The sequence below is a fragment of the Vibrio sp. YT-15 genome, from assembly GCF_033337445.1.
Lineage (GTDB): Bacteria > Pseudomonadota > Gammaproteobacteria > Enterobacterales > Vibrionaceae > Vibrio > Vibrio alginolyticus.
In genome coordinates this window covers 172,357-197,871 of record NZ_JAWOQR010000006.1, presented here as the reverse complement: position 1 = coordinate 197,871, position 25,515 = coordinate 172,357, and the positions used below count along the sequence as shown (strand labels likewise).

Annotated in this window: 27 protein-coding genes, 1 tRNA gene and 1 pseudogene; 4 read left to right on the top strand and 25 right to left on the bottom strand. The window is 42.8% G+C overall.

The annotated features are described in order from the left end of the window. Positions 1-14: 14 nt before the first annotated feature. The 24 genes and pseudogenes from R7D93_RS13835 to rpsU form a co-directional block, all read right to left on the bottom strand. Entirely contained in the window at positions 15-188 is a 174-nt protein-coding gene (locus tag R7D93_RS13835; RefSeq protein ID WP_213966833.1) for a hypothetical protein, read from the bottom strand. Between the two features lie 705 nt (positions 189-893). After that, positions 894-1,565, bottom strand: a complete 672-nt coding sequence (locus R7D93_RS13830; RefSeq protein WP_213966834.1) for a hypothetical protein — start codon at positions 1,563-1,565, stop codon at positions 894-896. 182 nt (positions 1,566-1,747) lie between these two features. Further along, the gene (locus R7D93_RS13825; protein ID WP_213966835.1) at positions 1,748-1,888 is read right to left on the bottom strand and encodes a hypothetical protein; all 141 of its coding nucleotides are present in this window, start codon (positions 1,886-1,888) and stop codon (positions 1,748-1,750) included. 542 nt (positions 1,889-2,430) lie between these two features. Further along, the gene (locus tag R7D93_RS13820; protein ID WP_213966836.1) at positions 2,431-3,102 is read right to left on the bottom strand and encodes a hypothetical protein; all 672 of its coding nucleotides are present in this window, start codon (positions 3,100-3,102) and stop codon (positions 2,431-2,433) included. A gap of 156 nt (positions 3,103-3,258) precedes the next feature. Continuing rightward, positions 3,259-3,513, bottom strand: coding sequence for a hypothetical protein (locus tag R7D93_RS13815; RefSeq protein ID WP_213966837.1), 255 nt, complete (start codon positions 3,511-3,513; stop codon positions 3,259-3,261). Positions 3,514-3,549: 36 nt separating this feature from the next. Beyond that, on the bottom strand, positions 3,550-4,806 hold the full coding sequence (gene trbL, locus R7D93_RS13810) for a P-type conjugative transfer protein TrbL (protein WP_225496802.1): 1,257 nt from the start codon (positions 4,804-4,806) through the stop codon (positions 3,550-3,552). Positions 4,807-4,984: 178 nt separating this feature from the next. Continuing rightward, positions 4,985-5,761: a P-type conjugative transfer protein TrbJ gene (trbJ, locus tag R7D93_RS13805; RefSeq protein ID WP_029803108.1), complete on the bottom strand. Its 777-nt coding sequence runs from the start codon at positions 5,759-5,761 to the stop codon at positions 4,985-4,987. Positions 5,762-5,792: 31 nt separating this feature from the next. Beyond that, the gene (traI, locus tag R7D93_RS13800) at positions 5,793-7,556 is read right to left on the bottom strand and encodes a TraI/MobA(P) family conjugative relaxase (RefSeq protein WP_213966839.1); all 1,764 of its coding nucleotides are present in this window, start codon (positions 7,554-7,556) and stop codon (positions 5,793-5,795) included. A 2-nt stretch (positions 7,557-7,558) separates the two neighbouring features. Continuing rightward, entirely contained in the window at positions 7,559-7,924 is a 366-nt protein-coding gene (traJ, locus tag R7D93_RS13795; RefSeq protein WP_213966840.1) for a conjugal transfer transcriptional regulator TraJ, read from the bottom strand. A gap of 323 nt (positions 7,925-8,247) precedes the next feature. After that, complete coding sequence (locus tag R7D93_RS13790; RefSeq protein ID WP_213966841.1) at positions 8,248-8,592, bottom strand: TraK family protein; 345 nt, start codon at positions 8,590-8,592, stop codon at positions 8,248-8,250. 935 nt (positions 8,593-9,527) lie between these two features. Continuing rightward, positions 9,528-10,193, bottom strand: coding sequence for a hypothetical protein (locus R7D93_RS13785; protein WP_058966365.1), 666 nt, complete (start codon positions 10,191-10,193; stop codon positions 9,528-9,530). Beyond that, a complete protein-coding gene (locus tag R7D93_RS13780) occupies positions 10,168-10,806 on the bottom strand; it encodes a 7-cyano-7-deazaguanine synthase (protein WP_213966842.1) in 639 nt (212 codons plus the stop codon). The genes R7D93_RS13785 and R7D93_RS13780 overlap by 26 nt, the downstream gene beginning before the upstream one ends. Continuing rightward, on the bottom strand, positions 10,803-12,119 hold the full coding sequence (locus R7D93_RS13775) for a nucleoside 2-deoxyribosyltransferase (protein ID WP_225496805.1): 1,317 nt from the start codon (positions 12,117-12,119) through the stop codon (positions 10,803-10,805). The genes R7D93_RS13780 and R7D93_RS13775 overlap by 4 nt, the downstream gene beginning before the upstream one ends. 18 nt (positions 12,120-12,137) lie before the next feature. After that, positions 12,138-12,518 carry a hypothetical protein gene (locus tag R7D93_RS13770; RefSeq protein WP_213966844.1) on the bottom strand — a complete coding sequence of 127 codons (381 nt, stop codon included), beginning with the start codon at positions 12,516-12,518 and terminating at the stop codon, positions 12,138-12,140. Positions 12,519-12,809: 291 nt separating this feature from the next. After that, on the bottom strand, positions 12,810-13,223 hold the full coding sequence (locus tag R7D93_RS13765; protein ID WP_213966845.1) for a hypothetical protein: 414 nt from the start codon (positions 13,221-13,223) through the stop codon (positions 12,810-12,812). 303 nt (positions 13,224-13,526) lie between these two features. Continuing rightward, positions 13,527-13,685, bottom strand: a pseudogene (locus tag R7D93_RS13760) (tyrosine-type recombinase/integrase); the annotation flags it as partial. A gap of 159 nt (positions 13,686-13,844) precedes the next feature. Then, on the bottom strand, positions 13,845-14,435 hold the full coding sequence (locus R7D93_RS13755) for a hypothetical protein (RefSeq protein WP_033906078.1): 591 nt from the start codon (positions 14,433-14,435) through the stop codon (positions 13,845-13,847). After that, positions 14,432-15,166: an AHH domain-containing protein gene (locus R7D93_RS13750; protein WP_054578491.1), complete on the bottom strand. Its 735-nt coding sequence runs from the start codon at positions 15,164-15,166 to the stop codon at positions 14,432-14,434. Before R7D93_RS13750 ends, R7D93_RS13755 begins: the two co-directional genes overlap by 4 nt. A gap of 375 nt (positions 15,167-15,541) precedes the next feature. Beyond that, positions 15,542-16,633, bottom strand: a complete 1,092-nt coding sequence (locus R7D93_RS13745) for an integrase (RefSeq protein WP_058966373.1) — start codon at positions 16,631-16,633, stop codon at positions 15,542-15,544. 98 nt (positions 16,634-16,731) lie between these two features. Further along, positions 16,732-16,807: transfer RNA gene (locus R7D93_RS13740), tRNA-Ile, on the bottom strand. A 155-nt stretch (positions 16,808-16,962) separates the two neighbouring features. Next, complete coding sequence (gene rpoD, locus R7D93_RS13735; protein ID WP_005395986.1) at positions 16,963-18,825, bottom strand: RNA polymerase sigma factor RpoD; 1,863 nt, start codon at positions 18,823-18,825, stop codon at positions 16,963-16,965. Between the two features lie 99 nt (positions 18,826-18,924). Then, positions 18,925-20,691 carry a DNA primase gene (gene dnaG / locus R7D93_RS13730; RefSeq protein WP_005379719.1) on the bottom strand — a complete coding sequence of 589 codons (1,767 nt, stop codon included), beginning with the start codon at positions 20,689-20,691 and terminating at the stop codon, positions 18,925-18,927. A 149-nt stretch (positions 20,692-20,840) separates the two neighbouring features. Next, positions 20,841-21,284, bottom strand: coding sequence for a GatB/YqeY domain-containing protein (locus R7D93_RS13725; RefSeq protein ID WP_054574265.1), 444 nt, complete (start codon positions 21,282-21,284; stop codon positions 20,841-20,843). 27 nt (positions 21,285-21,311) lie between these two features. After that, positions 21,312-21,527: a 30S ribosomal protein S21 gene (gene rpsU / locus R7D93_RS13720; protein WP_001145625.1), complete on the bottom strand. Its 216-nt coding sequence runs from the start codon at positions 21,525-21,527 to the stop codon at positions 21,312-21,314. A 230-nt stretch (positions 21,528-21,757) separates the two neighbouring features. On the opposite strand from rpsU, the gene tsaD reads away from it, so the two are divergent. After that, on the top strand, positions 21,758-22,774 hold the full coding sequence (gene tsaD, locus R7D93_RS13715; RefSeq protein ID WP_005379854.1) for a tRNA (adenosine(37)-N6)-threonylcarbamoyltransferase complex transferase subunit TsaD: 1,017 nt from the start codon (positions 21,758-21,760) through the stop codon (positions 22,772-22,774). Positions 22,775-22,950: 176 nt separating this feature from the next. Then, a complete protein-coding gene (locus R7D93_RS13710) occupies positions 22,951-23,766 on the top strand; it encodes an alpha/beta fold hydrolase (RefSeq protein ID WP_053350197.1) in 816 nt (271 codons plus the stop codon). A gap of 34 nt (positions 23,767-23,800) precedes the next feature. Here the strand turns inward: R7D93_RS13710 and plsY are convergent, their stop codons facing one another. Continuing rightward, positions 23,801-24,412, bottom strand: a complete 612-nt coding sequence (plsY, locus tag R7D93_RS13705; protein ID WP_005379857.1) for a glycerol-3-phosphate 1-O-acyltransferase PlsY — start codon at positions 24,410-24,412, stop codon at positions 23,801-23,803. Positions 24,413-24,662: 250 nt separating this feature from the next. Here plsY and folB point away from each other — a divergent pair, with 250 nt between their 5' ends. After that, positions 24,663-25,022, top strand: a complete 360-nt coding sequence (folB, locus tag R7D93_RS13700; protein ID WP_005387458.1) for a bifunctional dihydroneopterin aldolase/7,8-dihydroneopterin epimerase — start codon at positions 24,663-24,665, stop codon at positions 25,020-25,022. Further along, positions 25,019-25,501: a 2-amino-4-hydroxy-6-hydroxymethyldihydropteridine diphosphokinase gene (gene folK / locus R7D93_RS13695; RefSeq protein ID WP_005387457.1), complete on the top strand. Its 483-nt coding sequence runs from the start codon at positions 25,019-25,021 to the stop codon at positions 25,499-25,501. The genes folB and folK overlap by 4 nt, the downstream gene beginning before the upstream one ends. Positions 25,502-25,515 lie beyond the last annotated feature (14 nt).

The following is a 25,515-nucleotide window of genomic DNA, read 5'->3' as shown; positions in this document are numbered from 1 at the left end:
CAGATATAAGAACTTTACCAATCAAGCTTACTTGCTGCTTCCTTGAGGTTTTTCTTCGCATTTTCGAATGCGATCATCTTTTTCTTCTGGTGAATTGAAGACACAGTTGCCTTTGAGGAGGTCGAGAGATGTTTGCTTACTTTCTTAGAAGTACGAGCTTCAGACACAGTTATATCAACAATATTCATTGCATTTCACCTTGAAAAAATCGCGCAAATTATACACAAGCAATCCGTGCTTTCAATAAAATTTCTTTTGCGTTTTATATGAAGATATCATCTCAATCATAGTAAAGGTATCTTATGAAACAACTTTATTTGTCTTATGTGAGGTATTGTGCAACTTGCAACTAAAAGTTTGCAGAGCTCCACGCCCCCTTAATCTTTCTCTGACTAACTTTGAGGACTCATGCATGGCTTTCCTCAAATCTTCAAGTTCAGCTTCTGTGGGGCATCTTGGCTCCTCTGTATTGAGTGTTTTTCTTTTCATGTTACCTATATTGATCAATCGGTGCTGATCTCAGAGGCCTAATTCATTTCTTTCCTGGTGTTAAAGCCACCATTTCACCATAAGAATTAATGCTGAACGAGTAACCTATACTGACAGCAGGTGACCAAGTAACCAATGAGGGAGCCCAAAGGACTTGCCTCTTTCGGAATAGTGCAGAGTAAACCGTCGTACTTTTCTGAAAAGTGTATTTATGATGAGGTATTAGACATGAATAAACCAGTGGAGTACTTAACTTAGTAATGCAATCATTTTACGATTAGGTTCATTGCTGCTTTTCTTAGAAAGTCGCAATGAACCAAAGTAGGGGAGAAAAAGGTAAGGTATATGCGGATCTGGATTAGTCGGAATACTCCCTATCCCTATAGTGATGGCTTTTGAAGAGTCTAACTTAACCGAGTATTCCTTGTCATTTCGAGATACTCTTCAAGATATGCCGCTTGTGTCTGCTCGTCATTCAAGAAATCTTCGATGCTACTGTTGACATCTTTACTTGAGGTGTGACGGTCTATTGCGAGATCGCTATATGCCTGGTTGCCAAATGTCATAACATGACTTTCTTGGATTAAGTACAGGTCTATATTTCCTCTGTTCTCAGACTTGTTGTACTCGAAGTTGTAAAAGTCCATAAGCAACTGTTCCATGTACTTTGCAATTCGGTTCTCGCACTGGTAGAAAGTAATCAGATAGCCTAACTCTACTAGCTTCTTTTTTTCATGAATTGCAATCCTGTCTTTTGCCCAGCCTTTGCCAGCGTATGAGCATTTAAAAATCATCTTACCATTTACTGGTGTTCCAACTGGCGACCAAATTAAATATAGTCCCATTTCGTTGACGTTGAGCAGTGGGTTGATGTAGAGAACCGAGCCCTCCATTTGTTCCTTTTCGTGTTTATAAAGAGGAAAAACGATCGATTGATTTATAATACTTTCGAAGGTGACTCCCTGAGCGCTAATTTCCTCACGGATTATCTCATTGAATAATTTGTAGGATTCTGTCGTTGCCGTCTGAAAAGCTTCAAGTTGCGCTGGGGTTTCGGGCAGAGTGCTCGTGGTCATTCTAATCCTTTTAAGTTGATGATGTTTTCTGTTTTTGTAAGCACTTACATGTGCTTCAGAATTGATAGATTGGATATATTACCACTTGATGCTTTTGCTACAACTCCTTGGAAAATCAATGATGTAATTATTCCTTCTCTACAATAGTAATGAGGCTTTGATTTTATATATAAAACATTTGGTCAAAGTGACTTATGCTTTTTACGCCTCTTCAGCTCATCTCTTGCCCATTTGGATGACTCCTGCATATCTTTCCTCAAATCTTCAAGTTCAGTGTCTGTGAGGCGCTTTGGCGGCTCTGTATTGGGTTCTTTTCTTTTCATGTTACCTCCATTGATCAAGTTACGTTTATCTCAATGGTTTAATTCATTCCCTTCCTGGCGTAAAACAATCAATCATCCCACCATATGCACTAATGCTCAATAAGCAACCTATGCTGACAGCTGGTGACCAAGTTACCAGTGAGGGAGTCCAGAGGGGCTTGCCCCTATGGGCATAGCGCAGCGTGAACTTTTAGAACGTTAGTTCGCGAAGACATTTATTCATGGCGAGGTACGAGGCATGAATAAATGGATGAAGTAGATCTAACCTTTAGGTTATGAAGTCTGTACAAGTCTCACTTCCGAAGTCCTACTTTGGAGTCTTACTTTGGTAATTTTTAGATATATAAGAGTCAAATTTAGTGATTTTGAAGAGGAGATCAGTTGCTGTTGATGAGTGAGTTATTTAAATTTTGACTTATTTAGCGAGAAAACCGTTCAGAGTTGAGGAAATTTTGAACATTGGTATATTTCGGGCGCGAGAATACGACCGAAGTAAACCGGCGTATTTAAAGATGAGGGGGCTGGCCGTGACTTAGGTATCCTCAGTTATTGAGAATATAAAGGTCGCCTTCTGTATAACGATAATCTTGTGCAGCCTGTAGTGATATAGCCATTGAACAGGCTATACGAGCACTATGGCCTTCAAACACACGCCATTGGTTGCTTAGCCCCTTTGCTTTGAGAGACTTCAACGCCTGCTCTTTTTGTTTAGCTAGCCAGTCTGTTTTAAACCCGAGTTCACTCATGAACTTTTGGGTGAACCATTTATAGGCTGGTTTATTGAAGACCTTGCCCTCACTCGTGCTTATCTTTGCCGTGGTACTATTTAAATATCCAGCATCGGTTAATTTTTTGATGTACCTGTACCACGTAGAGCGAGGTATAGTTTCGTTATGTAGCTTTTTATGGCGGTCTATAAAGTCTTCGTAAGTTATGGGATCTAAGTGCTCTTTTTTCGCAACACCAATACGCAAAGTAGACCAATCTAAATCGTCGAGTAAGGTTTCTAGTAATTGAGACATTCGAGTTCGGACGTCTTTTCGGCTAATCCCTAAAGATTTGAGCATGAAGCTACGACTTGGGTAATTGGATAATCGGCATGAAGCTATACGAGTCGCCTCTGGAATAGCTCTGGACTTTTGTCTGCGGAATCGTGGGTGCTTCTTATAGCGGCGTTTATTATGATTGTTTTTTCTCTGTGTTTCGCCAGCCATAGGCTCGCCCTCAGAAAAAGGCAAAAACAAGTGTGAAAGTGAACACCGTCTCTCGTCGGTGTTTGCACTATAATCTATAGTTGTCATGTTATACCTCTATGGAAGGTGTAATGTGAAAATGTGGGCCGGTGTTGAGAGCACCGGCCTATGTGTTTTTTACTTACGTGAGTTGAATGGCCAGTCTCTGGTTTTGTTGGTTTGCTTATTTAACGACATCATTCCTCGATATGCCTTGTTTGCCACTTTGTTTTGAACCCCTTCCAGGACGTCAGCTAAACGATAAAGCTGCTTACTGTATTTGGTTGAGTGTGCCCACTGACCAACAAAATAAAATGCGAGCATCACCAGGAACATGACTGCGAAAAATGCTCCAAAGTCTGTCCAGTTTTGAGGTGGGAAATGCAAATCCATTGTGATTCTCCTATCTGATTTTGTGTGAAGGCATCATTAAATGTCTTCTTGGTTACTTTGAGTTTTGATTGTTTCAGCCAAGCGGCCTCCCGCAGTTTGACTGATACGGTTACGTGCAATATCTCCAATACCTTTAGCTAGGTTTACTCCTGCCCCTGCGGCAATTCGTCCTGCTTTAGCCGTGGATGCGACAACGCTGTTTGAGTTCATTTGCATTCCTGATGCATGGGCGAAGGGGGTGTCACCTGTGCCAGGGTCTTCGGATGTTGTAGAAGAGTCGCTACCAATAGAGCCTGTCATTGAATCGAGCATTTCAGAGCTGGACGCCGCCTTGAACGCAGCTTGCAGAGCCGAGGCTCCTCCCAACGTTCCCATAGCTGCACCAGCAGCCATGCCACCAGTAGCCATTGCAGCTCCAGCCATCGCGCTAGCACTTACATTTCCTGAGCTAGTAGCAGAGCCTGAGCCTGGTATTAAGCTCGCGACTACATTGGGTACGGAGTGAATAAGTAGCATTAGAACTACGGATACTACGAAAATAACCAGTAGCTCTTTCATTGAGGTGTTTGCTGACAGCTCAGCATAAAAACTATCCATAATTGACATAGCGACGCCGATCATTAACGTCATAGTCATAAGCTTTAAGGCAATGCTGAGCACACTACGAAAGTAATTGATGGCAATATCCGAGGTCCATTTTGAGCCCCCAAAACCCAGTACAAAAATTCCAGCATAAGTAAGAACCCAAGCGGAAACTAAAGACAGTAAGACATTGGCTGCTACAACCGTCATACAAACCAAAATTAACAAGGTAATAATGAAAATTGCTAAGTTATCAAAGGGGCTTGTATAGCTATAGGCTTCGCTCGATTTTGTAATAATGTCGAAAGCGATGCTGATCGGCTCTGATGGAGTTAGCTCACGAGGTAATCCTGCTGCTTGAGCGCCAATTATTCTGAGTGAATCTATGATAGAAGTGGCAAACTTAGGACCGTTTCTAAGCAGCCATAAGAAGAAACCGAAGGTGATAATGAAGCGGGTAAACTCGGCAAAAAACTCTCTTATATCTGCCTGTTTTAGTAATAGATTCCCTCCTGTCCATACAAGTGAGATTGTCCCAAGCAACCAAAACAACCAGCTTGCATGATTAGTTATCACGCCTGCCCAAGAGCTGCTCACGGTCAGAAAGTGAACTGCAACTTCATCTAGCACACCGTTAGTTTCGATTGTGGCATTAGCGGGTGTTGAAATTATGGTTAGCCACGAGAGAGTGAATAATCGAAATATCATCATTAGAAACCTTTATTTTGGCTACGTTCTGTTGGCGTACCCATGTCCCATAAGCAACTTTCCGACTGTGTTGAGTCGGATGACTCACAATCAATTTTTTCTACGTCGGTGGGCTGTTCACAACCACTTAAAAGTAATAAGCAGCTGAGATATAAATGCATCGATATGAGTGTTCTCATGGCTAAAACTTCCTGTTTTTCGAACGATCTGTAGGTGAGTCAAAATTAAAAAGTTCTTCATGTGCAGCTTGGTGTCGGGCTTTCTGATCGGTTTCGGCTTGTATTTGTGTCGCGACAGCATTGTATTGAGCGGTCATCAGACTACGTATCTGTAAGAGTTGACTGCTTTGTTGGCTAGCAAATTGGTTCGCATATTGAATTGCTTCTAGTTGCCCCTCGGCTCCTTGAGCTTGTCGCTGTAGCTTTTCTAATTGCTTAGCGTCGTTTTGTAAGGCTTTAAATTGCTGACTAATCCCTTTGATTGCAGCTTTACTCGCTGATACTTGAGACTCGGAGGAAATACGGTGGCTTTCCTTCATGGCAGCCCACTCTGTATCACTGCATCCTTGAGCTGAAAAACACGGAGAGTTACGGTAATAAGAAACGTCTTGAAACTTACCAAGGTAGTTATCTAGGCTACCGAGTTGGTTCTGATAGTAGGCGAGTGTATTGGTCGCCTGGTTAAGTTCATTTATCGTCGCTTGAGCTTGATCCCAGATGTACGAAGCTGGTGCCACTGTGTTTTTTAGTTGGTTTTCATACTGCTGAAGTTGCGTTTGGTATTGTTGGATTTGCTGTGCGGTTTGAGTTACCGACTCCATTGCGGAAAGTATGTTGTGAGGCAGATTTAGGCCATCTGCGACTGGAATCCCCGACCAAGTGGGACCAACATAACTCCAAAGCATCCCAATAGTTAGGACGTGAATTTTAGCCGCTAAAATTTTCCTTCTAAGTTTCATTGCGATTTCCTTAACTGACGGTGTGAAGTGTTTATCGACTTCTACTTTTTCTAGATTGTTTTTCTTGTTTCTTTGCCATTTCAGCTATCAACCGAGCTTTACGCTGTTCGTATGCTGAATGTTCTTGAACTTGTGGCTCCTCAAAGCGCAGAACAGCAAGCTGAGAGAGAGTACTGAGCTTATTCCGCCTAATTATTGGGGGAGCCTTGCCAATAGGTGAGATATCACGACGTTGGTTGTTCCTCGTTACATCTTGATTGGAAGAGAGTAATGAGAGCCGCCTTTGCTCTAATGCTTTATCGCTAAAGGTGATAGGTAGGCGGGTATCAACCGCTGCACGAATCACGTAAGCCTTAAATGTAGGGGAGCCGTTAACGCTGATTTTGTTGCCATATCGTGCCATTGTGATTTTTAGTGCTTGGACTATGGATTCCTTATCCGCTTGGCCCGATACCTGAAGGCGTTGACCATCATCTCGTATTGCTCCGTTTTTGGAGCGAAACAAAATGGTTCCAGTTTTGGTAATAGAATCAATAACGCTTGTGAAGTTTGTTTGTTCTTGTCCATTGCCTTGTAGAGTGTTGCCGTCTAGCGTTTGTGCTGCTTCTCTTGCTCGCAATGCGGCCAAAGCGTTCTGGTCACCCTGATGAGCTTGATGTTTTAACCAATCAGCCCAAGCTCTTTTGCTATAAGTTTTGTAGATTGTTTGGCGATCGTTTTGGTATTGCTGTTGAGCTAAAGCGATGTTCTTTTGAAGTGCTTGGCTGGCTTGGGCATACAGTAAGCGCTTAGTAAACTTACCGCTATTGGTGAGCTTTATTGCCATGCGACGCACCTTGCCTTGTTTTTTGGCGTCTAGAACTTGCTGGTTTTTCTTTTGACGAACTTTCTCTAATGCGGTGGCTTTATTAGTTGCGAGGCTCTTTTGCTCTTTCTGATATCTGGCGTATAGCTCCGTTGTATCTATTCGAGTCTGAACAGGTTTCTTTTGATAAGTGCGTTTTGAACTGGATGTATTATTAATGGTTTGGCGTGGCTTGAATGCGCCCAAGCGGGAGTCCAACTTTGGTTTGGATAAATTGCGATCCAACGTGCTAGCCTTTATCGTGACTCCAGTGTTGGATGAAATCACAAAACCATTGCCTTTTTCTGAAAGTGTTAACCCATTTTGGCTTAGAGTCGCGTGTAGCTCAGACCATGTTTGTGCGGCTTTGATTTCGTTTATACACTCACGCTTAATCCATCCAATTAGGCTTTCAATACCGGAGTGACGCTCCATATCAGCAGCGCGTGCTGCGCTGCGATTTTGATTGGGGGTGTGATTGTCTTGTTGTAGTCCAAATGCTTTTTCTAATCGTTCACATTGCTCTGCAAGCGTACGATGTGAATAGTACGGCTCATGAATGGTATGGCGTGATGGATGAATCTTATTGATCGCCACGTGAACATGCAGGTTGTCAGTATCATTGTGAACGGCACTGATACGTTGATGTTCACCAAAACCTAGACTTTCACATATGCGCTCTTCGATTTTAGAAAGAACATCAGAATTAACTTGTTCTCCAGCACGGAAGCTAATAACAAGGTGGTAAGTCTTGTCACCTTTCGCTCTAGTGTTTGTTTGCTGTGTGGCCAATACCTCGCAGATCGCATCTCTAATTGAATCTGCATCGCAGTTAGTCAGTCGCACCTGACCTAACCGATGTTCTTTGCTTTGGGTATCAGTGAGGTAACGGACTAAGCCTGAAAAATCGGACTTACTCGATGAGCGCATTGGGATGTGTTTAGCAATCATGGCTAGGACCTTTGACTAAGAATAGATTCCATGAGCTCGCTCATCTGAGCTTTGGTTGAATCGATGCGATTTAATACTGCTCTAATGGTAGGTGTGCCGATTTGAGCGGCCTTAGCATCATTAGTTAGCCAAAGCTTTAGTAACCCACCAAGCCTGCCAAGATCACCATTAACTCTGACTAGTTCACGTACTTGTTCTGCATCAACGACACTTTTCACTTGGCGTCCTTGTCCAATTCGTCGTAGATAGGTTGAAACACTAAGACCAGCTTGTTTGGCATTAACCTCAATCGCTGCACGTTCACTAGGTAGGCAGTAGACTTTAAGAGGACTTGTGTTCTTCCTAGTGATTTTTTCTTCATGCTGCATTACGTGTTCTCCTATCGAATCATCTATCACTGAATTGATCCCGCAGGGCAGGATTACCGTTGAGCGCCGCAGGTGCGAATAAGGGAAGTGAAGAGTCATCGCTATGCTTGCATAGTGGGACTCCTTCACACATCCTGCCCGCAATATCGCCCTCATCAGTTATCAAAAAAGGGCGGCGCTATCGCACTGTTGTCACGCAATTGCGTAGAAAAAGACATAAAATGGTGTGAAAGTGGCCAAAAATAGACAAAATAGTGTGGTGGTTGTGCACTGGTTGCGTTTTAACTGAGATACAGTTGCGTATCCACTTCGTTTGAATATATTCATATCAAGTCCTCTTTATTTGGCTGTGAATTAAAAGAAAAACCGTTTATTTCACGAGAGGGGGGCGACTTCTCTGATTTCTCTTTAGTGGGCGGAGTAGCCATTGAGGTTTGTGTGATGTATTGCTTCACATAACGCAGGAAAGTCTCATAGCGAAATGCGATTAGATTCTTCTCTGTTAGGTAGGTCCAAATCGTTTTTAAGTTGTAACCAGCGTTAATTGCTTCCTCTACATCGGTTTTTACGCCAAGAAAAGTTGCAAGCACTTCTTGCTTATTTGGCGAACGATTGTTTTTTTGTCTTTGAATAACCCAGGACTGTAGTTCTTTGACGTAATCAGACATATCAAGCCTCCTGGTATTGATAAGATGATTGGTCAATTAAATTAGCAATATCGGAAACTTTAAAATAAACACGTCTTCCTATTTTCACTTGGTTCGGTTTGAGCTTATGTGCCAGTTCACAGTTGCTCCGAAGAGTCATTCTTAGGCCTTGTGGACTGCGGTGTAGGATCTCAGCCACTTGATAAAACGAAAGAAGTGGTGAACCTCCGTACTTTCTATACAAGCATTCCTCAGTGGTCATATTGCCCTCCTTTGCATTTTATTTATTTCATCTAGAGAATTACTTTAAATAAGTGTTAAGAATATATTTTAATTAAAAATGACAACTACCTTATGTCAGTCTATGTAAATTAAAGCAATAATATTACCTAAAAATCAATATATAAGTTTTCGAAAATTTAAGATTGGAATTATTAATTTTTTATTTATTTTCGATATATCGTAATTTTATTTAAATATTTTCGATCGGATTTTAGCGGCTAAAATTTTTATGGGAAGTATGATTTGTTATTTTGTTACGATATATAGGATGTTAAATTTTATATTGTTTGAATTGTAATTATATGTATTTGACTTAAGTTGTTTTTATATTGATAAGCGCGAGTTTGATTGGAATGGTTTCGATATATCGAATAGGGGATGGAGAAAATATCATTCGCTCAAGGTACTGAGTAGTGTGAGAAAACTTAGGAAGGAATTATGCTAATTTCTAAACTCCTGCCGTTTCTTTTAAAATAATATTGTGAGATATGTGATACCTGTCTCACGATTATTTAGGAACAACGTGAGGTTTAAGGCTCGAGTATCCATAAATCCAATTGTTATCAGGCCTATATGAGTAAAAAAGATTTCTCGGAAGTTATATTCCTAGGTTCATGTATGTGGTTTTTCGTCATGAATCCAAGGGCGATGCATTACTATAGTGCCTAAGAGTATTAAAATAGAGATTGTTGAGGGGAAGTCTGCAATGCAAGTGTTCTCCAAACCCATGAATCAAACTCGCGTCTAGAAATTGCTAACAAGTCTGCAGCTGAACAAAATACATCTTTCAGAAAAGTATATTCGGAACTCTCTATTCCTGCATTTTTAGCAAAACTTCGGATGTGTCTATCTACAGCAATAGAATCTATACCAACTAGACACTTCATGTAATCAACAGTTTTTGGACCAATACCGTTTAGGGATTGAAGATCTGAACAAAAATCGTCTTTCATGAGTTTGTTTTTCAGATCGCTGGCAGTGTGAATGTCATTGTTTAACATATAAGACACAAGGTTCTCGAATCTAGAGAGCTTTGTCGAGTGAGTCCAGTTAAGAATCTTTTGTGGACCATCTTGTTGAAGCAACCGAGCTAACTCACAAGTACTTTTCATTTCTGAGTATGTGTTAAGTATCGCGAGTACCCTAGGTCTGACTACAGTAGTGTAGTTCAGTCCTGCTTGGAGCACTGAATCAGCTAAGATTGCTCCCATATGGTCATAAGTTGGTCTGTATTGATGTCCATCAACTTCCAAGCCTTGCTCTTTGGCATAGTTTGCTAAAATTCTTGCGGACTTAAGAATTTCAATCGTCGCTTCAAGGTTTGGTGTGATCGCGTTCATCTCTAATAACTTTCAATGCATTTAGTCTTTCGACACAATTAGGACAAGCTCCGCATGGGAAACTGCTTGCTGCCTGACAAGAGTACGTTCTTCCTATAGGTACACGTAGTTTCATAGCTTCTTGTACTACATCAGCTTTACTTGAGAATCTAAATGGAGAATGAAACCTAACAGGACCAATGGATTCAGTTAGACCATCAAGCTTATTCATAAAACTAGAAGTACAGTCAATTTCCTTTGCATGATTGCTGTTGATGAAACCAGTATAGACATCGAGAATACCGATCGTCTGGGCTCGTGCTGCAGCGGCTGCGAAAAATAGCATAGTTCTATATGGGATGTACAGATCATCATCAACTATGTCGTCTGCCCACAAATCAGCTTCATCGATCAATCTAGATGTAGAGCCTCTAAAAATTTCACTGATATCAACTCGTTCTGGGCATGGACAGGAAGCAGGTAGGATCTCATTTAATCTTGACCATTCTGTCTCGACGCAATGCTGTCCGTAATCGAAGAACAGTGGGTAAACTTCATACCCTTTTTCAAGAAGTTTATATACCACTGTGGTTGAATCCAGCCCCCCTGACGTTAACACTATAGCTTTTGTCATTTTCTATTCTCCAAATATGAAAGTTCAACGTAGAGATGATTCAAACATTCGTCGAGGTCAGAAGAGTATTTATTACTACCAGTCACCACCATATTATTATCGTTCTCTCGATTAGGGTCATAAGTTATTACAGGTATTCCTTTAGCTAAGCCAATACCAACCTCTACCAATGTTCCAGGGTCTCTTTGCAGTGGAATTGCAAATATCACGTCACATACATCAATGAGCTCACAGTCGTCATCATAAGCTTTTCGACGTTCAAAGTTGGAAGATTTTTCGTTTAGCTCCCCGTTCTCAAGTACAGGTCTTCTAATATTAAAGTTGTGGTACTTTAAGCTGGATATAGCTGAGTCAAGATGCTTTCTATCAATATAGCTGAAGTCAGGTGCGGCTATATAAATGTTATATTTCTTCCTTGCATGCCAAGACAAGGATGTTCCGCCAATGCTTTTGTGTTTATCTAAAGGTGTATTTTGGCTTCTTTGAACGGCTCTCTTAAAGTCGTCTGGAAATGTTGTTTGGGAGTAGTAAGTAGCCGAAAGGGCACCTCGCCAAACTGCGTCTTCAATTGAATGAGAAGAAAATCGATAAGCTGATGCTACAGCAGTAAAGACGTCACCTACACCGACAGAGTTCACTGTTTTCTGAAGGATAGCCGGGACAGACACTATTCGATCGGCCGCTAAGTCAAATAGTCTACTTCCTCCTCTATTTTCTTTTAGTACAACGCTGCATGGAGATAAGTTTTGAGCTTCCGTAATCAAACTGGATATGTCGTTTGCTGCTAGACCCAGAAATAAATCCGAAGAAGTAGAGAGGTAAATAGTTTCGATTTTTCCTGTAATTGAGCTTAACACGCTTAGATCTGAAATGTCGTAAGCAACATCGATGCTAAACTTCGCATTGGGACTAAAGCAGTCGGTTAGTGTTTTAACGCAAAATCGTCCAGGAAAAAGAATTACGTTATCGAAAGATGTTAGTTTCTGTGTGTCTTGAGTAAACTCAATACTTTTTTTATCCCTTAACAACTCTTCGTAGCCTTGCTGACCAACTTCTCTTTGATCAACCAAAGACATAATGTTCGGTGAGCCAAGAACCTCACCAATTACAATTACTTCATCACAACCGTGACACTTTAGATAATTGGTTGCCTCTGAAGTAAGGTAGCTGGGGCAGATTATTGCAGCAGAGTATTTAATGTTATTTGCCCAAAGACCTCTAGCGGCATGAATAATACCTCCTAAACGCATTTTGCATGAGTTGTGTTCTGATGGCAGTGTGTAATCTATGAATATCTCACCAAGTATCAACATGTTCACTTACCTGCTCAATCATGGAGTGGCGATTGGACTAATGTCTATTTCAATTATTGGATTTAATCCGTTCGAAGAGTTGGATACAACACCTGCATATGAATAGCCATTTTCCATACAGTTGAGTAAGTAGTTGTAACCAGTAGGGAGTGCGCCGCAGTCTTTACCAGAAATTGCATCAACTGCAACAATTCTGGGAGACATAAATTGAATTAAAACCGTGTTACCAGCAGGAGGTACATCTTGTTTGGTATTATAAAAAGACGACTGTGCTACCTCTTCCAAAAGACAAGCTATTGATAGCTGACACTGATCTTCGCCACTTGTGCCACCTGTACTACCATCTTCGCTTCTGGTCTTAGTGTAATCAGTGAAGCTTCCAGATCCCGTACTACCCATAATTAAAGTCCTTATTATTCGATTTAAACTTCATACTAATTAATAAGCTAGGGGGCTTCTTTGGTATATGTCTCATTTTATGCGTATTGTTTTATATTGAATAAAAAAGGTGGCAGGGATGCTTATCGGGCTCATATGAAGCTGATGAACAATGAGCAGATATCTATCCCTCAAATGTCAATGAACATGGCTTTCGTCGAGCTCCCTCTAGTTTCGCAAGAGTCAGCCGACTTAATTGACATTTGAGGGGCACTTTTGTTGAGGCTGTACTTTATTGAAGTTGTACGGACTTCATTGACGGTCTTTACTAGCTCTTTCTACTACCAATAAAAATGTCATGCTAACAGTCGCTAAAGCAAAAGAAAGAGGTGTATTTACCCAGCTAAACTCACTAATTTCAAATGTGGTAGCGACAACGACAGATAACATTAGGCCCGCCGTAATCATGAACATTGGAATGGAGTGATAAGACTCAAAATAGTTAGCGAATGAAAAAAGAGTCGCATAACCGGCAATCGCTGCTAACAAGGCTAGGATTACATTCGCAGTAATTCCAACTCCAGGCAATAGGTTATACAAGAATGCAATCCAGTTTCCTTGGGCTAAGGAAGCGGGGAAGTAGCTCATGTATGCAACAGCTAATGCAGGAAATACTAAATAATTTGCAACGCTTTTGATGGCTGGTAGTTTTAATAGGATATCCATAGTGTCTCACTAAGTTTGATTAAACAAAGATCATTCCCTCTAGGTTTAATAGTAAACATGATCCAGCATTTAGTTTGAGTGTTAAATCACGTTAAGCTTTAACTATGAAAGAGTTAGAAATGTATTGGCTGTAACAATCAGAGTTCTTTCTGTATTACTGCCCCTCAAGTGTCAATAAACCAGGCTTATGTAATGAGAATGAGCCGCTATTATTGGGCTAATCCCAATCGTATTGACATTTAAGGGGCGCTTTTGTCGACGCCTTTCTAGTTCTTCAACCAGATCTTCAGCTCTTAGGTGAGTTTAGCGGCGCAGCATCTGCATCGACTTATGGCCGCTTATAGCTGTGACTTGTTGAGTACTTAAACCACCTTCTACTAATCGGCTGACGCTTTCGTGTCGCAAGTCGCGAAACTTAAAGTCCTGTAGCCCAATTTGGGCTTTAATCTTCGTCCATACCTTATTGAAATTATAAGGACGCCGTTTGCCTACCTGAAGGACTCTAACGCCTGGAGATAAACCGGGACGGTTGTAGTATTACAACTGATTCTTTAATTAGCATCTTGGTTAGCTACCAATGATTGAACCAATGAGTAAGACCAAGTAACCCTATAAGAGAAATTACACCGCCTCATCAATGAAATCTAAACCTGTTAGATCTTCTGAGAAACCGATACCTGTCAGCTTATGTTCGGTCACTAATTCTCGAAGTATATCTGTACAGAATAAATTTACGGGGCCTTCCTCTACTGACTTGAAGATATATTTATCTTGAGTATCTTCTTCGTCGAAGACTAGTGTCTCCAATCCTATCAATTCACCGTATTCAACTTTGGGAATCGTTAACTGTTTGTTTTCTCTTGCGAATGTCAGTGCTGCATAGAAATACCAAGTTTCACTACCTACATTGATTGGCAAAAACTCTCCACATGTCGACAACTTGTTATGTAAGTAATTGAATGCTTTGGGTGAAAATATGAGGAATGTATTACACCAAATACTTATATCTGGGGTTTCCGAATCTTTCTTGAGAACATCTGCAAACTCCGAATTAACCTTACCCCATATCGGTTGGAGTGATGAATTGTGCGAAGGTTGATGCAGTATGTCTCTTACAAGCTCAAAGTCACCTAATTGTTCAGCTAGGTCACTAGGCAATAATGAAAGAGTTTTAAACTTAGTAGGATCTTCTGTGATTCTATAAACGGTCATGAGCCATTCCAACTTACATCTTTTTTCTGAGTAATCTTTGAAGGGTATTCTCCATCCTTCAAGCTCATTTTAATCCTATTTAACCGAGCTATTACCATCTGTTTTGTCATACCACCAGTCACAAATATTCTTGCGATCCAGTTCTCATAGTTAAATCGATGTATTGAACGGTGTGCCGGTGACTTTGGGTCAACCCAATTCAAGTCGTTGTTCTTTTTGAAGTTCATCATCCAGACCCCATTTCTTGGATCATTTATACCTATTTGGTGCATGTGCAGCTCAAGTCGAGCTGCCTGAATTGCTGTTTGTTTGAACCGACCTTTACCTGGAATAATGTGGTGGGCTTCGTGATTGGTAGTAGGTTTTGGCTCCCCTGCTGCGGTTAGGTTTCTTGCAAGTTTTTGGGTTGGGTGATGTTCTTCTTCCTCAAGCTCTTTCAACTTTTTGCTCTGGTTTTCCTTTACATAATCTCGAAGCTCAGCTTCCATCTCTGTGACTTTGGCATGAGCAATCAATTGTGTACGCTTCATCTTCAAAAACTTTAGATCTCTTTGTTCAGCTTCAAGCATTCGTTTTACTTGCGCTTTGGGTGCGGTACGAGCTTTATTTGTCTTATATTTGGCGTAGAAGTCTTTAACTAACATATCGTAACGATCTAAGGCTAATTCTGCCGCTGATGGGTTTGCAGGACGATTTGAACGATGTCCAGCGATAGATAATCCAGTTTGCATTTCCATACCTATGTGTTGAGTTTTTGATGTAATAACATCGATAGGAAACTAGTTGCAATGTGATTGTCGAGAATTATGACTCAGCTTAAAAAATAAAGAGATAAATGGTAAAGGTCGGGAGGTGTAACTGTGGGGAAACATCAATGTATGCGGTAAATATAGAGGGGAGAGTTATATAAAACTTACTATTAGTTCAGTTACCACTTACCTGAGAAAGCTTCACACAGTTCAAGTATAGCAGCCCCTCATATGTCAGCACTGGTATGTTTATCTTTCTAGTCCCCCAAGATTCAATAAGTCGGGCTTATCAGAGGAGAACAAGCCGGCATTACTCATCTAATAGATATAGTATTGACATTTGAGGGTCGCTTCTACCTATGCTTTTTTCTCTTTTGCAATCGCGTCCAGTTCTTCAACCAGGTCTTCGGCTCTGAGGTGCGTGTACCGGCGTAGCATCTGCATCGATTTATGGCCGCTGATGGCCGCGACTTGCTGATCACTTAATCCGCCTTCTACTAAACGGCTGACGCTCTCGTGGCGCAGGTCGTGGAATTTGAAATCCTTCAGGCCAATCTTGGTCTTAATCTTCATCCATACCTTGTTGAAATTGTATGGACGTCTTTTGCCGTCTTTACCTGGCTCGCCAAAAAAAATCAGGTCAGTATCAATTGGCCGTACCGGATTGTTAATTGCCTGTTTAAAAGATTCTAACGCCGGGAGAGAAAGCGGAACGGTTCTCGGCATGGTGTTTTTGGTTTCAACCAGGAAAACTACACGTTTTTTCAAATCAACTTGAGAGCGGCGCAAAGAGGTTATCTCTGATGAGCGCATACCCGTTTCTAAGGCTATACGGACAATCCAGGTTAACATCGGATTCGAGTGTGCCTCAACGGCTTCTAGGAGCTTCAATTCTTCTTCTGGAGTTAAGCGTCGTTCTCGCCCAGAAGGAGGGGAGGGCTTGCGGATATTTTGTACTGGATTAATTGCTAAGCCTATACCCCATTCTTTAATCGCGATGTTGTATAGGTGGCTGAGCAGCGCTAGGTCTATACGAACTGTGTTTGGAGAACGAGGTTTCGGCGCAGGATTCCCTTTGGCGTCGCATCGGTCTAAGCCAGCTAAACGGTCATCACGGTATTTGGCAATGATATCTGGAGTGAGGGCGGCTAGGGAATATTGGCCTAAAGCTTTGATGATTGGTTTGGAATGTCTTGCATCACATGCAGCAGTGGCTGGGCGCTTCGTGGGAGATACTTCAGCTAAATAACGTTGCAGAGCATCTTCTATCGTCATCCGTTCTGAAGAAGAGCGTTTGATATACACGCCACGAACAATTTCATCTTCAGTACGCCTAGCCCAATCTTCTGCATCGCGTTTGAGGCGAAAAGTTTTAGATGTAGTTGGCCAGCCTGTTTTTCTAATAACAGCTTTCCATGTGCCTGAAGGGGTTTTAACTAAGGTTGCCATAAAAGTACTCCCGAATACTCACTGTACTGATTTTGTACCTCGGGACGTATAGAAAGGCAACATTCAAAAGAGGATAAGCGATAAGTGCTTGATTTGAATGGTGGCCCCTCGCAGACTTGAACTGCGGACCAATCGATTATGAGTCGACTGCTCTAACCACTGAGCTAAGGGGCCTTAATAGGACAACGATTATAGGGGAAGCGTTGCAAGGTGTCTAGATACCAACTAGGGCAATTGCGCTTAGTTTTTATCCACTTAGAACAGTAGATAATAAAAAAGGTGACCTAAAGTCACCTTTTTTGATTTCTAAAAGCTTGTATGCGCTGCGATTATTCGTCTAGGAAGCTGCGCAGAGTCTCTGAGCGGCTTGGGTGACGAAGTTTACGTAGTGCTTTTGCTTCGATCTGACGGATACGCTCACGAGTAACGTCGAACTGCTTACCAACTTCTTCTAGAGTATGGTCAGTGTTCATGTCAATACCAAAACGCATACGAAGTACTTTCGCTTCACGTGGCGTTAGACCTGCAAGCACGTCTTTTGTTGCCACCTTAAGGCTAGTTGCAGTTGCAGAATCTAGCGGAAGTTCTAGCGTTGTATCTTCGATAAAATCACCTAGATGCGAATCTTCGTCGTCACCGATTGGTGTCTCCATTGAGATAGGCTCTTTAGCGATTTTTAGAACTTTACGAATCTTGTCTTCTGGCATTTGCATGCGCTCTGCCAGTTCTTCCGGTAGTGGCTCGCGACCCATTTCTTGCAACATTTGACGAGAAATACGGTTTAGCTTGTTGATCGTTTCGATCATGTGTACCGGGATACGAATCGTACGTGCTTGGTCCGCGATTGAACGAGTGATTGCCTGACGGATCCACCACGTTGCGTAAGTCGAGAACTTGTAACCACGACGATATTCGAACTTATCTACCGCTTTCATCAGACCGATGTTACCTTCCTGGATCAGATCCAAGAACTGTAGGCCACGGTTGGTGTATTTCTTCGCGATAGAAATTACAAGACGCAAGTTCGCTTCAACCATCTCTTTCTTCGCACGGCGAGCTTTTGCTTCACCGATAGACATACGACGGCTGATGTCTTTAATGTTCTGTACGTTTAGAGAAGTCTCTTCTTCAATCATTTTTAGCTTAGCGATTGAACGACGGATTTCTTCTTCGTTACGTTTGATCTTTTCAGCGTATGGCTTGTCTGAAGCAAGAACTTCATCCAACCAAGCTTCACTTGATTCATTACCAGTGAACAGCGCGATGAATGATTTCTTCGGCATTTTGCCGTATTCAACCACAGACTTCATGATTAGACGCTCTTGAGTACGAACGCGATCCATAGCAGTACGCAGTTCATTCACTAGGTGATCAAACTGTTTAGGCGTTAGACGAAACTCGCGGAATACGTCTAGCATCATTTCATTAGCAACGGTTGCTTTCGGGCTGTTATAGCCGTACTCGTTGATTGCTAATTGAAGATTTTGATAGGTGCTGCGTAGTTGGTTGAATTTCTCTAGCGCTAATTCTGGATCGATACCTACATCTTCTTCAGAATCATCTGAATCGTCATCGCTATCTTCGTCGTCATCAACGTCTTCATCGTCTTCTTCTTCTAACTGAGATTCAGTCAGTTCAGAACCGATGTGTGTTGCCGTTGGTGCAGCGGTGTCGTCAGCATCTGGATCTACAAAACCTGAAATTAGGTCTGTAAGACGTAGTTCTTCAGCTTGAACTTTGTCAAATTGCTCAAGAATGTACGGAATTGTGCCTGGGTATTCAGCAACAGACGATTGAACTTGGTTAATACCTTCTTCAATACGTTTTGCGATGTCGATTTCGCCTTCGCGAGTTAGAAGTTCGACAGTACCCATCTCACGCATGTACATACGTACTGGGTCTGTTGTACGACCAATCTCACTCTCTACGCTAGAAAGTGCAGCGGCTGCAGCTTCGGCTGCATCTTCATCGGTAATATTTGTGTCATCGTTCAGTGCTAAATCATCAGCATCAGGAGCAGTTTCTACTACCTTAATGCCCATGTCGTTGATCATCTGAATGATGTCTTCTACCTGTTCTGAATCTACGATTTCAGCAGGTAGGTGGTCATTTACTTCGGCGTAGGTCAGATAGCCTTGTTCCTTGCCTTTAATAACAAGTGACTTTAGCTGTGACTGCGGATTGTGATCCATAGACGGTATCCAACTTCGTAATCTGGTGAAGGAATCAGTATGCGAAATGCAAACCACTTACTATAACAAATTAAATCGTTGCTGACTAATTAAACAGGGTTACGCTTTTAAATCTAGCATAAGTGCTAGCAGCTCCCTTTTCTCTTCGGCTGATAAACCGACACTTCTTGCTTTGGCCTGCAGGTTTTCAATTTGTTTTTCTACGCACTGGGCAATAATTTTATCCAGTGAGTCTAAAAAGATTTCTTCTTGGTTGTCCTCATCGAGTGGAATGTCCCAACTCGCGAGACGAGACAGAAGGGTCTCATTTTGGCTGTTTCGCCAATGCTCTAATAATTGGCCTGTGTTGATATGGGGATGCGCTTGGCATTTATCAAGTACATCAACAAATAAACTTAGACCAGGAATGGGCAAATCTCTAACGCTAGTTAGATCTGGCACCATACTTACGTATTGTGGGTTTTGAATCAGTAACGCGATCACTTCTCGCATCGGCGTTCGCTTGATTTCTTTATGAGGTTGAGGCCTTTTATCCTCTTTACCTTGTTTTGAAATTAGCTGCTGTAGTTGGCGCTCATCAACCAAACCCAAACGGCGGCCAAGCAATTCTCTCAAGTATAGTCTTAAAGTGCCGCCAGGGACTTTATCAATGAGAGGAACCGCAAGAGTACTCAGTTTTGCCATGCCTTCTTTCGTGCTCATATCGACCTGCTGAGTCAATGAGCTGAACATGAATTCAGACAAGGGCATCGCATTAGACACTTGCTGCTCAAATGCTTGTTTTCCGTTTTGTCGGATATAAGAATCGGGATCTTCTCCATCCGGCAAAAACATGAATTTTAACTGGCGACCATCCGTTAGGTAAGGCAATGCATTTTCCATGGCACGCCACGCGGCTTCACGGCCTGCGCGGTCACCGTCATAACAACACACGACGGTGCTTGTTTGCCTGAATAACACTTGCAAGTGATCGCCCGTTGTCGAGGTTCCCAATGAGGCAACGGAATAATCTACGCCATATTGAGCAAGCGCGACAACATCCATATAGCCTTCAACCACTAAAATTTGTGGTGGCTCACGGTACGCTTGTAGTACTTCATAAAGGCCATACAACTCTTTACCTTTATGAAATATCGGGGTTTCGGGTGAGTTGAGATACTTTGGTGTCCCATCACCTAATACTCTACCACCAAAGCCTATTACTCGGCCGCGTCTGTCTCGAATAGGAAACATCACTCGACCACGGAATCGGTCGTAGCGGTTGCCTTTATCGTTTTCAATCAACATGCCGCCTGTGACGAGCATGTCTTGGTTTTCTTTATTCTGGCCAAAGTTCTTACGAACTAAATCCCATTCATCAGCCACATAGCCGATGCCAAACTTCTGGACGATTTCACCAGACAGGCCGCGATCTTTTAGATACTCAATCGCCACCTTACTTGCTGGCTGTTTGAGTTGGTTACGATAAAATTGCGCAATGCTGCCCATTAAGTCGTATAGGTTACGTTTTTCACTGCTGCTTGCTTGTGGGCCTGACTGAAACGAACCATTACCGCCGCTACGTTGTTCGCGAGGAACATCTAAACCCAAGTATGAAGCGAGTTCTTCAATGGCTTCGACAAATTCTAGTCGGTCGAATTCCATCAAAAAATCGATGGCATTTCCATGCGCGCCACAACCAAAACAATGGTAGAACTGCTTTTCTTGACTGACACTGAATGAGGGTGTCTTTTCGTTGTGGAACGGGCAGCATGCGCCGTAGTTTTTGCCTTTTTTCTTAAGTTTCACACGTGCGTCGATGATATCGACAATATCAAGTCGAGCTAGAAGGTCATCGATAAAACTGCGAGGGATGTGTCCAGCCATAAAACCTAACAAAAAAAGAAGATGATGAGTGGAGTGAATGCCTTAAAAGAATGAGCGTATTGCCCATTGATTTCATTCCATCCATCCAGATACAAACAAGCCGTGCGCTCCAAAGGATAGCACGGCTTGCTGCAATTGGGTGGGGTACCTTAAGCCAATTTAGCGCGAACTAAACCGCTTACTTTACCCATATCTGCACGCCCTTGAATTTGCGGTTTCAGAACGCCCATTACTTTGCCCATGTCTTGCATGCCAGCTGCGCCAGATTCAGCAATCGCGTTCTCGATGAGAGCCGCTACTTCTTCGTCTGTCAGTGGTTGAGGCATAAAGTCCTCAAGAACGGTAATTTCTGCTTGTTCCGCATCAGCAAGATCTTGACGACCCGCTGCTTCAAACTGCGTTACAGAGTCGCGACGTTGTTTAACCATCTTGGTCAATACTGCAAGAATGTCATCATCGTTCAGAGTAATCTGTTCGTCAACTTCACGTTGCTTGATTGCTGATAGGGCTAAACGAATAGTACCAAGGCGCAATTTGTCCTTGGCTTTCATCGCTAATTTTTGCTCTTCTTTGAGTTGATCAATCAGAGCCATAACTAAATTCCTTTTGGAGCTCAGTTATTAGTACAGGCGAACGCGACGAGCGTTTTCACGAGCTAGCTTCTTAGCGTGACGCTTTTGAGCTGCTGCTTTAGCGCGTTTGCGAACTGTAGTTGGTTTTTCGTAGTGCTCACGACGACGCACTTCAGAAAGGATACCTGCTTTTTCGCAAGAGCGCTTAAAACGACGTAGAGCAACGTCGAACGGTTCGTTTTCACGTACTTTAACTACTGGCATATGCCTTTCACCTCAGGGGTTATTCGTTAACGCTGGTATTCAACAGACCAAATCACAATTGTTAGGTCTCTTACCAGCTTGATCAAAAATGGTGCGGAATTTTAATCCGATCACAACTACTTTGTAAAGCCTTTTGTCGATTATTGTCTGTACAAAATTTGTTTGCAGCACCAAGGCGAGGTAATATGACGCCCAAATTTCCTCTATACAGAAAGCATACTGAGAAAACCATGCGCATTATTGGTATTGAAACCTCTTGTGACGAGACTGGCATCGCAATTTATGACGATGAAAACGGTCTCTTGTCACACAAGCTATACAGCCAAGTAAAACTGCACGCAGATTACGGCGGTGTGGTGCCTGAGTTGGCTTCACGTGACCACGTAAAGAAAACCATTCCTCTTATTAAAGAGGCACTAAAAGAAGCGAACTTAACTTCAAAAGACATCGATGGTGTCGCGTATACCGCGGGGCCTGGTCTTGTTGGGGCGCTATTAGTGGGTGCGACTATCGGTCGCAGTATTGCTTATGCTTGGGGAGTGCCAGCGGTACCTGTTCATCATATGGAAGGTCACCTATTGGCCCCGATGTTGGAAGATAACCCTCCACCGTTCCCGTTTGTGGCGGTATTAGTATCGGGCGGCCACTCTATGATGGTGGAAGTGAGAGGCATCGGTGAGTACAAAATTCTAGGTGAGTCGATTGATGATGCGGCGGGCGAAGCGTTTGATAAAACAGCGAAGCTAATGGGTTTGGATTACCCAGGCGGTCCACTATTATCTAAACTGGCGGAAAAAGGTACACCGGGCCGCTTTAAGTTCCCACGGCCAATGACGAATGTGCCAGGTTTGGACATGAGTTTCTCTGGTCTAAAAACCTTTACGGCTAACACGATTGCTGCAAACGGTGATGACGAGCAAACCCGCGCGGACATCGCATTGGCATTTGAAGAGGCTGTGTGTGCTACGTTGGCTATTAAATGTAAGCGCGCGCTTGAGCAAACAGGCATGAAACGCATTGTTATTGCTGGTGGTGTGAGTGCTAACCGTCGTTTGCGAGCTGAGTTAGAGAAGTTAGCGAAGAAAGTTGGCGGCGAAGTTTACTACCCACGAACTGAGTTCTGTACAGATAACGGTGCGATGATCGCTTACGCAGGCATGCAGCGCTTGAAGAATGGCGAAGTGGCTGATATGTCAGTAGAGGCTCGTCCACGTTGGCCAATTGATCAACTAACACCTGTCGCTTAATCAAATTTATGCGGTAAGTTTGAAACCGGTTCTGTGTAATAAAGGTCTCTGCTCCTCAGAGGCCTTTATTTTTAATTATTCAATGAACCGCCTCGTTTTACATTCTGACTGATGCGATCAGTTCGCTATTGTTTCAGTGCTAGGATGACGTGGAAGAATAAGAAATGGATATAACAATGAATAAGTTTGAAATTGAAGGTCAGCAACTTGCTTATCTAGATAAAGGTGAGGGCCCTGTGCTTCTATTTGGTCATAGTTACCTTTGGGATAGCCAAATGTGGGCGCCACAAGTTGAGGTTTTAAGCCAGTCATTCCGTTGTATTGTGCCAGATCTTTGGGCACATGGTGAATCGGACGCTGCACCTGCATCGACACAGTCATTGGCCGACTATGCACAACATATGTTGGCATTGATGGATCATTTAGATATCGAAGAGTTCTCGATAGTGGGCTTATCTGTTGGCGGCATGTGGGGAGCAGAGCTAACGGCTCAAGCGCCGCAACGTGTTAAGTCACTGGTATTGATGGATACCTTCATTGGCTGGGAGCCAGAAGTTACGTATAAGAAGTATTTTGCAATGCTTGATACCATCAGCCAAGTCCAAGCAGTGCCTGCGCCAATTATTGAAGCCGTTGTGCCGCTGTTCTTTGCCAACAACGTCAATCAGGATAACCCTAAACTTGTCGCTTCATTCAAACGCAGTTTAGAAGAGCTGAACGGTGAGCGTGCGGTGGAAGTAGCTCGCATAGGGCGCATGGTGTTTGGTCGCCGTGATGTGATTGAGGATTCGGAAAAATTTGCTCTGCCGACGTTAATTGCAGTGGGCTGTGAAGATAAACCCCGTCCAGTTTTTGAATCTTATTTAATGAAAGACTGTATCACAGGCAGTGAGTTGGTGGAGATTCCCCAAGCTGGACACATCAGTTGTTTAGAGCAACCTGAGTTCGTCAACCAGATGTTGTTGAACTTCCTGAATCGAGTTCATGCATAACCAATACATCCTTCTTTAAACGAAAAACTCGGCATTAAGCCGAGTTTTTTTGTGTCAGTTTTTTCTCGCCGATTTTTGGCTCATCGCCAGACAAAAGCCGACGAATATTTTGATGATGCTTAAATACGATTAAGCAGCACAGCATAGCAACAGGTAACGTGTATTGCGGTTTAAACATCCAAGTATAAAACGGAGTGACCAAAACCGTGACGAGAGCCGCTAAGGATGAATAGCGGAATAGCGCGGCTACTGACAGCCAAGTTAACATTACCAATCCTGTTAAGTCCAAACCAATCGGAGCGATAGCGCCAAGCGCGGTTGCGACACCTTTTCCGCCTTTAAAGTGGAAAAAGATGGGGTACATGTGGCCAAGACAGGCAGCAATGGCGATGACGCCAAGAATGATAGGGTCGATACCAAGAAAGTATCCGCCCCACACGGGGATAGTGCCTTTGAGCATATCGCACAACAAGACTGAAACAGCGGCTCCTCGTCCGCCAATACGCAATACGTTCGTTGCTCCAGGATTGTTAGATCCCACACTGCGTGGGTCTGGCAGTTTTAAGAGTCGACAGATCAAAACCGCACTGGAAACCGAACCTAATAAATAGGCGGCCATTGTCATTATCAGTGCCAGTGCGTCCATAGAAGTCCTTGATGGATTGGAATTTAATGCTCGGTTCCCGCGTAGTTGCTATCATACCCCGAATTTACATAATGCAGAAATCCTCACTGTGATAGAGCTTGCATTATGTGATTTCTTGTATATAAAGATGCTTTCGCAGTTTATACCTAAGTAACATTGTGATGACCAAAGTAAATGTTACTTAGGTATAGAATACTACGATCAAATTACCCCTCACGGGTATCCGACCTCTGTAATAGAAGGACATAAGATGGCTCTGGATAAAGTTTTTATTGAACAGTTAGAAGTAATCACCACCATTGGCGTGTACGACTGGGAACAACAAATCAAACAAAAGTTAGTTCTAGATATTGAAATGGCACACGATAATAAACCTGCGGGCAAAAGTGATGATGTGCAAGATGCACTGGATTACTCGCAGGTGAGTGAGGCGGTACTTAACCACATTGAAAATGGTCGTTTCTTACTGGTCGAGCGCGTGGCTGAAGAAGTAGCAGAGCTTATCATGCAGCGTTTCTCTGTGCCTTGGGTGAAAATCCGCCTAGCGAAGCCTGGCGCCGTGCCGCAAGCACGTGCTGTTGGTGTGGTGATTGAGCGAGGCCGAGCATGATCACCACCTATATCGGTGTTGGGACGAACGTAGAAAGAGAGCAACATGTGCTTGCTGCGTATCAGGAGCTGCAACGGCTTGGAGAAAATCTCCTCGTATCACCGATATATGAATGCGAACCTATTGGTTTTAGCAGCAAGAATTTCTACAACTTTGTCGTTGCAATGCGTACCGAGTTGTCATTAGAAGAGTTGAGCCATCAACTACGCGAGATTGAATTTAAGTGGGGACGCGAAGAAAACGCGCAAAAGTATCAGGATCGAACACTGGATCTCGATATAGTGTTGTTCGGTGAGCGCGTCTCCAAGAAAAAACCTGAGCTACCTCGCAGTGATATCTACAAATATCCTTTTGTCACAAAGCCGCTGTATGATCTCGAACCGCAATTAGTGATCCCAGGCGATGGACGCACAGTCGCAGACATTTGGCATGCTATGCAGCCAGTCGATTCGCTCAAACCCGTTTCCTTTCATTTTTAATTTGAGTTGTTTAC

Coding starts and splice junctions, on each gene's coding strand:
- R7D93_RS13765 (WP_213966845.1), bottom strand. CDS start 13,223: ATGGATATCCTATTAAAACTACCAGCCATCAAAAGCGTTGCAAATTAT.
- trbL (WP_225496802.1), bottom strand. CDS start 4,806: ATGATGATATTTCGATTATTCACTCTCTCGTGGCTAACCATAATTTCA.
- tsaD (WP_005379854.1), top strand. CDS start 21,758: ATGCGCATTATTGGTATTGAAACCTCTTGTGACGAGACTGGCATCGCA.
- rpoD (WP_005395986.1), bottom strand. CDS start 18,825: ATGGATCACAATCCGCAGTCACAGCTAAAGTCACTTGTTATTAAAGGC.
- R7D93_RS13755 (WP_033906078.1), bottom strand. CDS start 14,435: ATGACCGTTTATAGAATCACAGAAGATCCTACTAAGTTTAAAACTCTT.
- rpsU (WP_001145625.1), bottom strand. CDS start 21,527: ATGCCAGTAGTTAAAGTACGTGAAAACGAACCGTTCGACGTTGCTCTA.
- R7D93_RS13785 (WP_058966365.1), bottom strand. CDS start 10,193: ATGAACGCGATCACACCAAACCTTGAAGCGACGATTGAAATTCTTAAG.
- R7D93_RS13710 (WP_053350197.1), top strand. CDS start 22,951: ATGAATAAGTTTGAAATTGAAGGTCAGCAACTTGCTTATCTAGATAAA.
- traJ (WP_213966840.1), bottom strand. CDS start 7,924: ATGCAGCATGAAGAAAAAATCACTAGGAAGAACACAAGTCCTCTTAAA.
- folK (WP_005387457.1), top strand. CDS start 25,019: ATGATCACCACCTATATCGGTGTTGGGACGAACGTAGAAAGAGAGCAA.
- R7D93_RS13790 (WP_213966841.1), bottom strand. CDS start 8,592: ATGTCTGATTACGTCAAAGAACTACAGTCCTGGGTTATTCAAAGACAA.
- R7D93_RS13835 (WP_213966833.1), bottom strand. CDS start 188: ATGAATATTGTTGATATAACTGTGTCTGAAGCTCGTACTTCTAAGAAA.
- R7D93_RS13830 (WP_213966834.1), bottom strand. CDS start 1,565: ATGACCACGAGCACTCTGCCCGAAACCCCAGCGCAACTTGAAGCTTTT.
- R7D93_RS13725 (WP_054574265.1), bottom strand. CDS start 21,284: ATGGCTCTGATTGATCAACTCAAAGAAGAGCAAAAATTAGCGATGAAA.
- R7D93_RS13780 (WP_213966842.1), bottom strand. CDS start 10,806: ATGACAAAAGCTATAGTGTTAACGTCAGGGGGGCTGGATTCAACCACA.
- R7D93_RS13815 (WP_213966837.1), bottom strand. CDS start 3,513: ATGGATTTGCATTTCCCACCTCAAAACTGGACAGACTTTGGAGCATTT.
- R7D93_RS13745 (WP_058966373.1), bottom strand. CDS start 16,633: ATGGCAACCTTAGTTAAAACCCCTTCAGGCACATGGAAAGCTGTTATT.
- R7D93_RS13775 (WP_225496805.1), bottom strand. CDS start 12,119: ATGTTGATACTTGGTGAGATATTCATAGATTACACACTGCCATCAGAA.
- plsY (WP_005379857.1), bottom strand. CDS start 24,412: ATGGACGCACTGGCACTGATAATGACAATGGCCGCCTATTTATTAGGT.
- R7D93_RS13825 (WP_213966835.1), bottom strand. CDS start 1,888: ATGAAAAGAAAAGAACCCAATACAGAGCCGCCAAAGCGCCTCACAGAC.
- R7D93_RS13820 (WP_213966836.1), bottom strand. CDS start 3,102: ATGGCTGGCGAAACACAGAGAAAAAACAATCATAATAAACGCCGCTAT.
- folB (WP_005387458.1), top strand. CDS start 24,663: ATGGCTCTGGATAAAGTTTTTATTGAACAGTTAGAAGTAATCACCACC.
- R7D93_RS13750 (WP_054578491.1), bottom strand. CDS start 15,166: ATGCAAACTGGATTATCTATCGCTGGACATCGTTCAAATCGTCCTGCA.
- trbJ (WP_029803108.1), bottom strand. CDS start 5,761: ATGAAACTTAGAAGGAAAATTTTAGCGGCTAAAATTCACGTCCTAACT.
- dnaG (WP_005379719.1), bottom strand. CDS start 20,691: ATGGCTGGACACATCCCTCGCAGTTTTATCGATGACCTTCTAGCTCGA.
- traI (WP_213966839.1), bottom strand. CDS start 7,556: ATGATTGCTAAACACATCCCAATGCGCTCATCGAGTAAGTCCGATTTT.
- R7D93_RS13770 (WP_213966844.1), bottom strand. CDS start 12,518: ATGGGTAGTACGGGATCTGGAAGCTTCACTGATTACACTAAGACCAGA.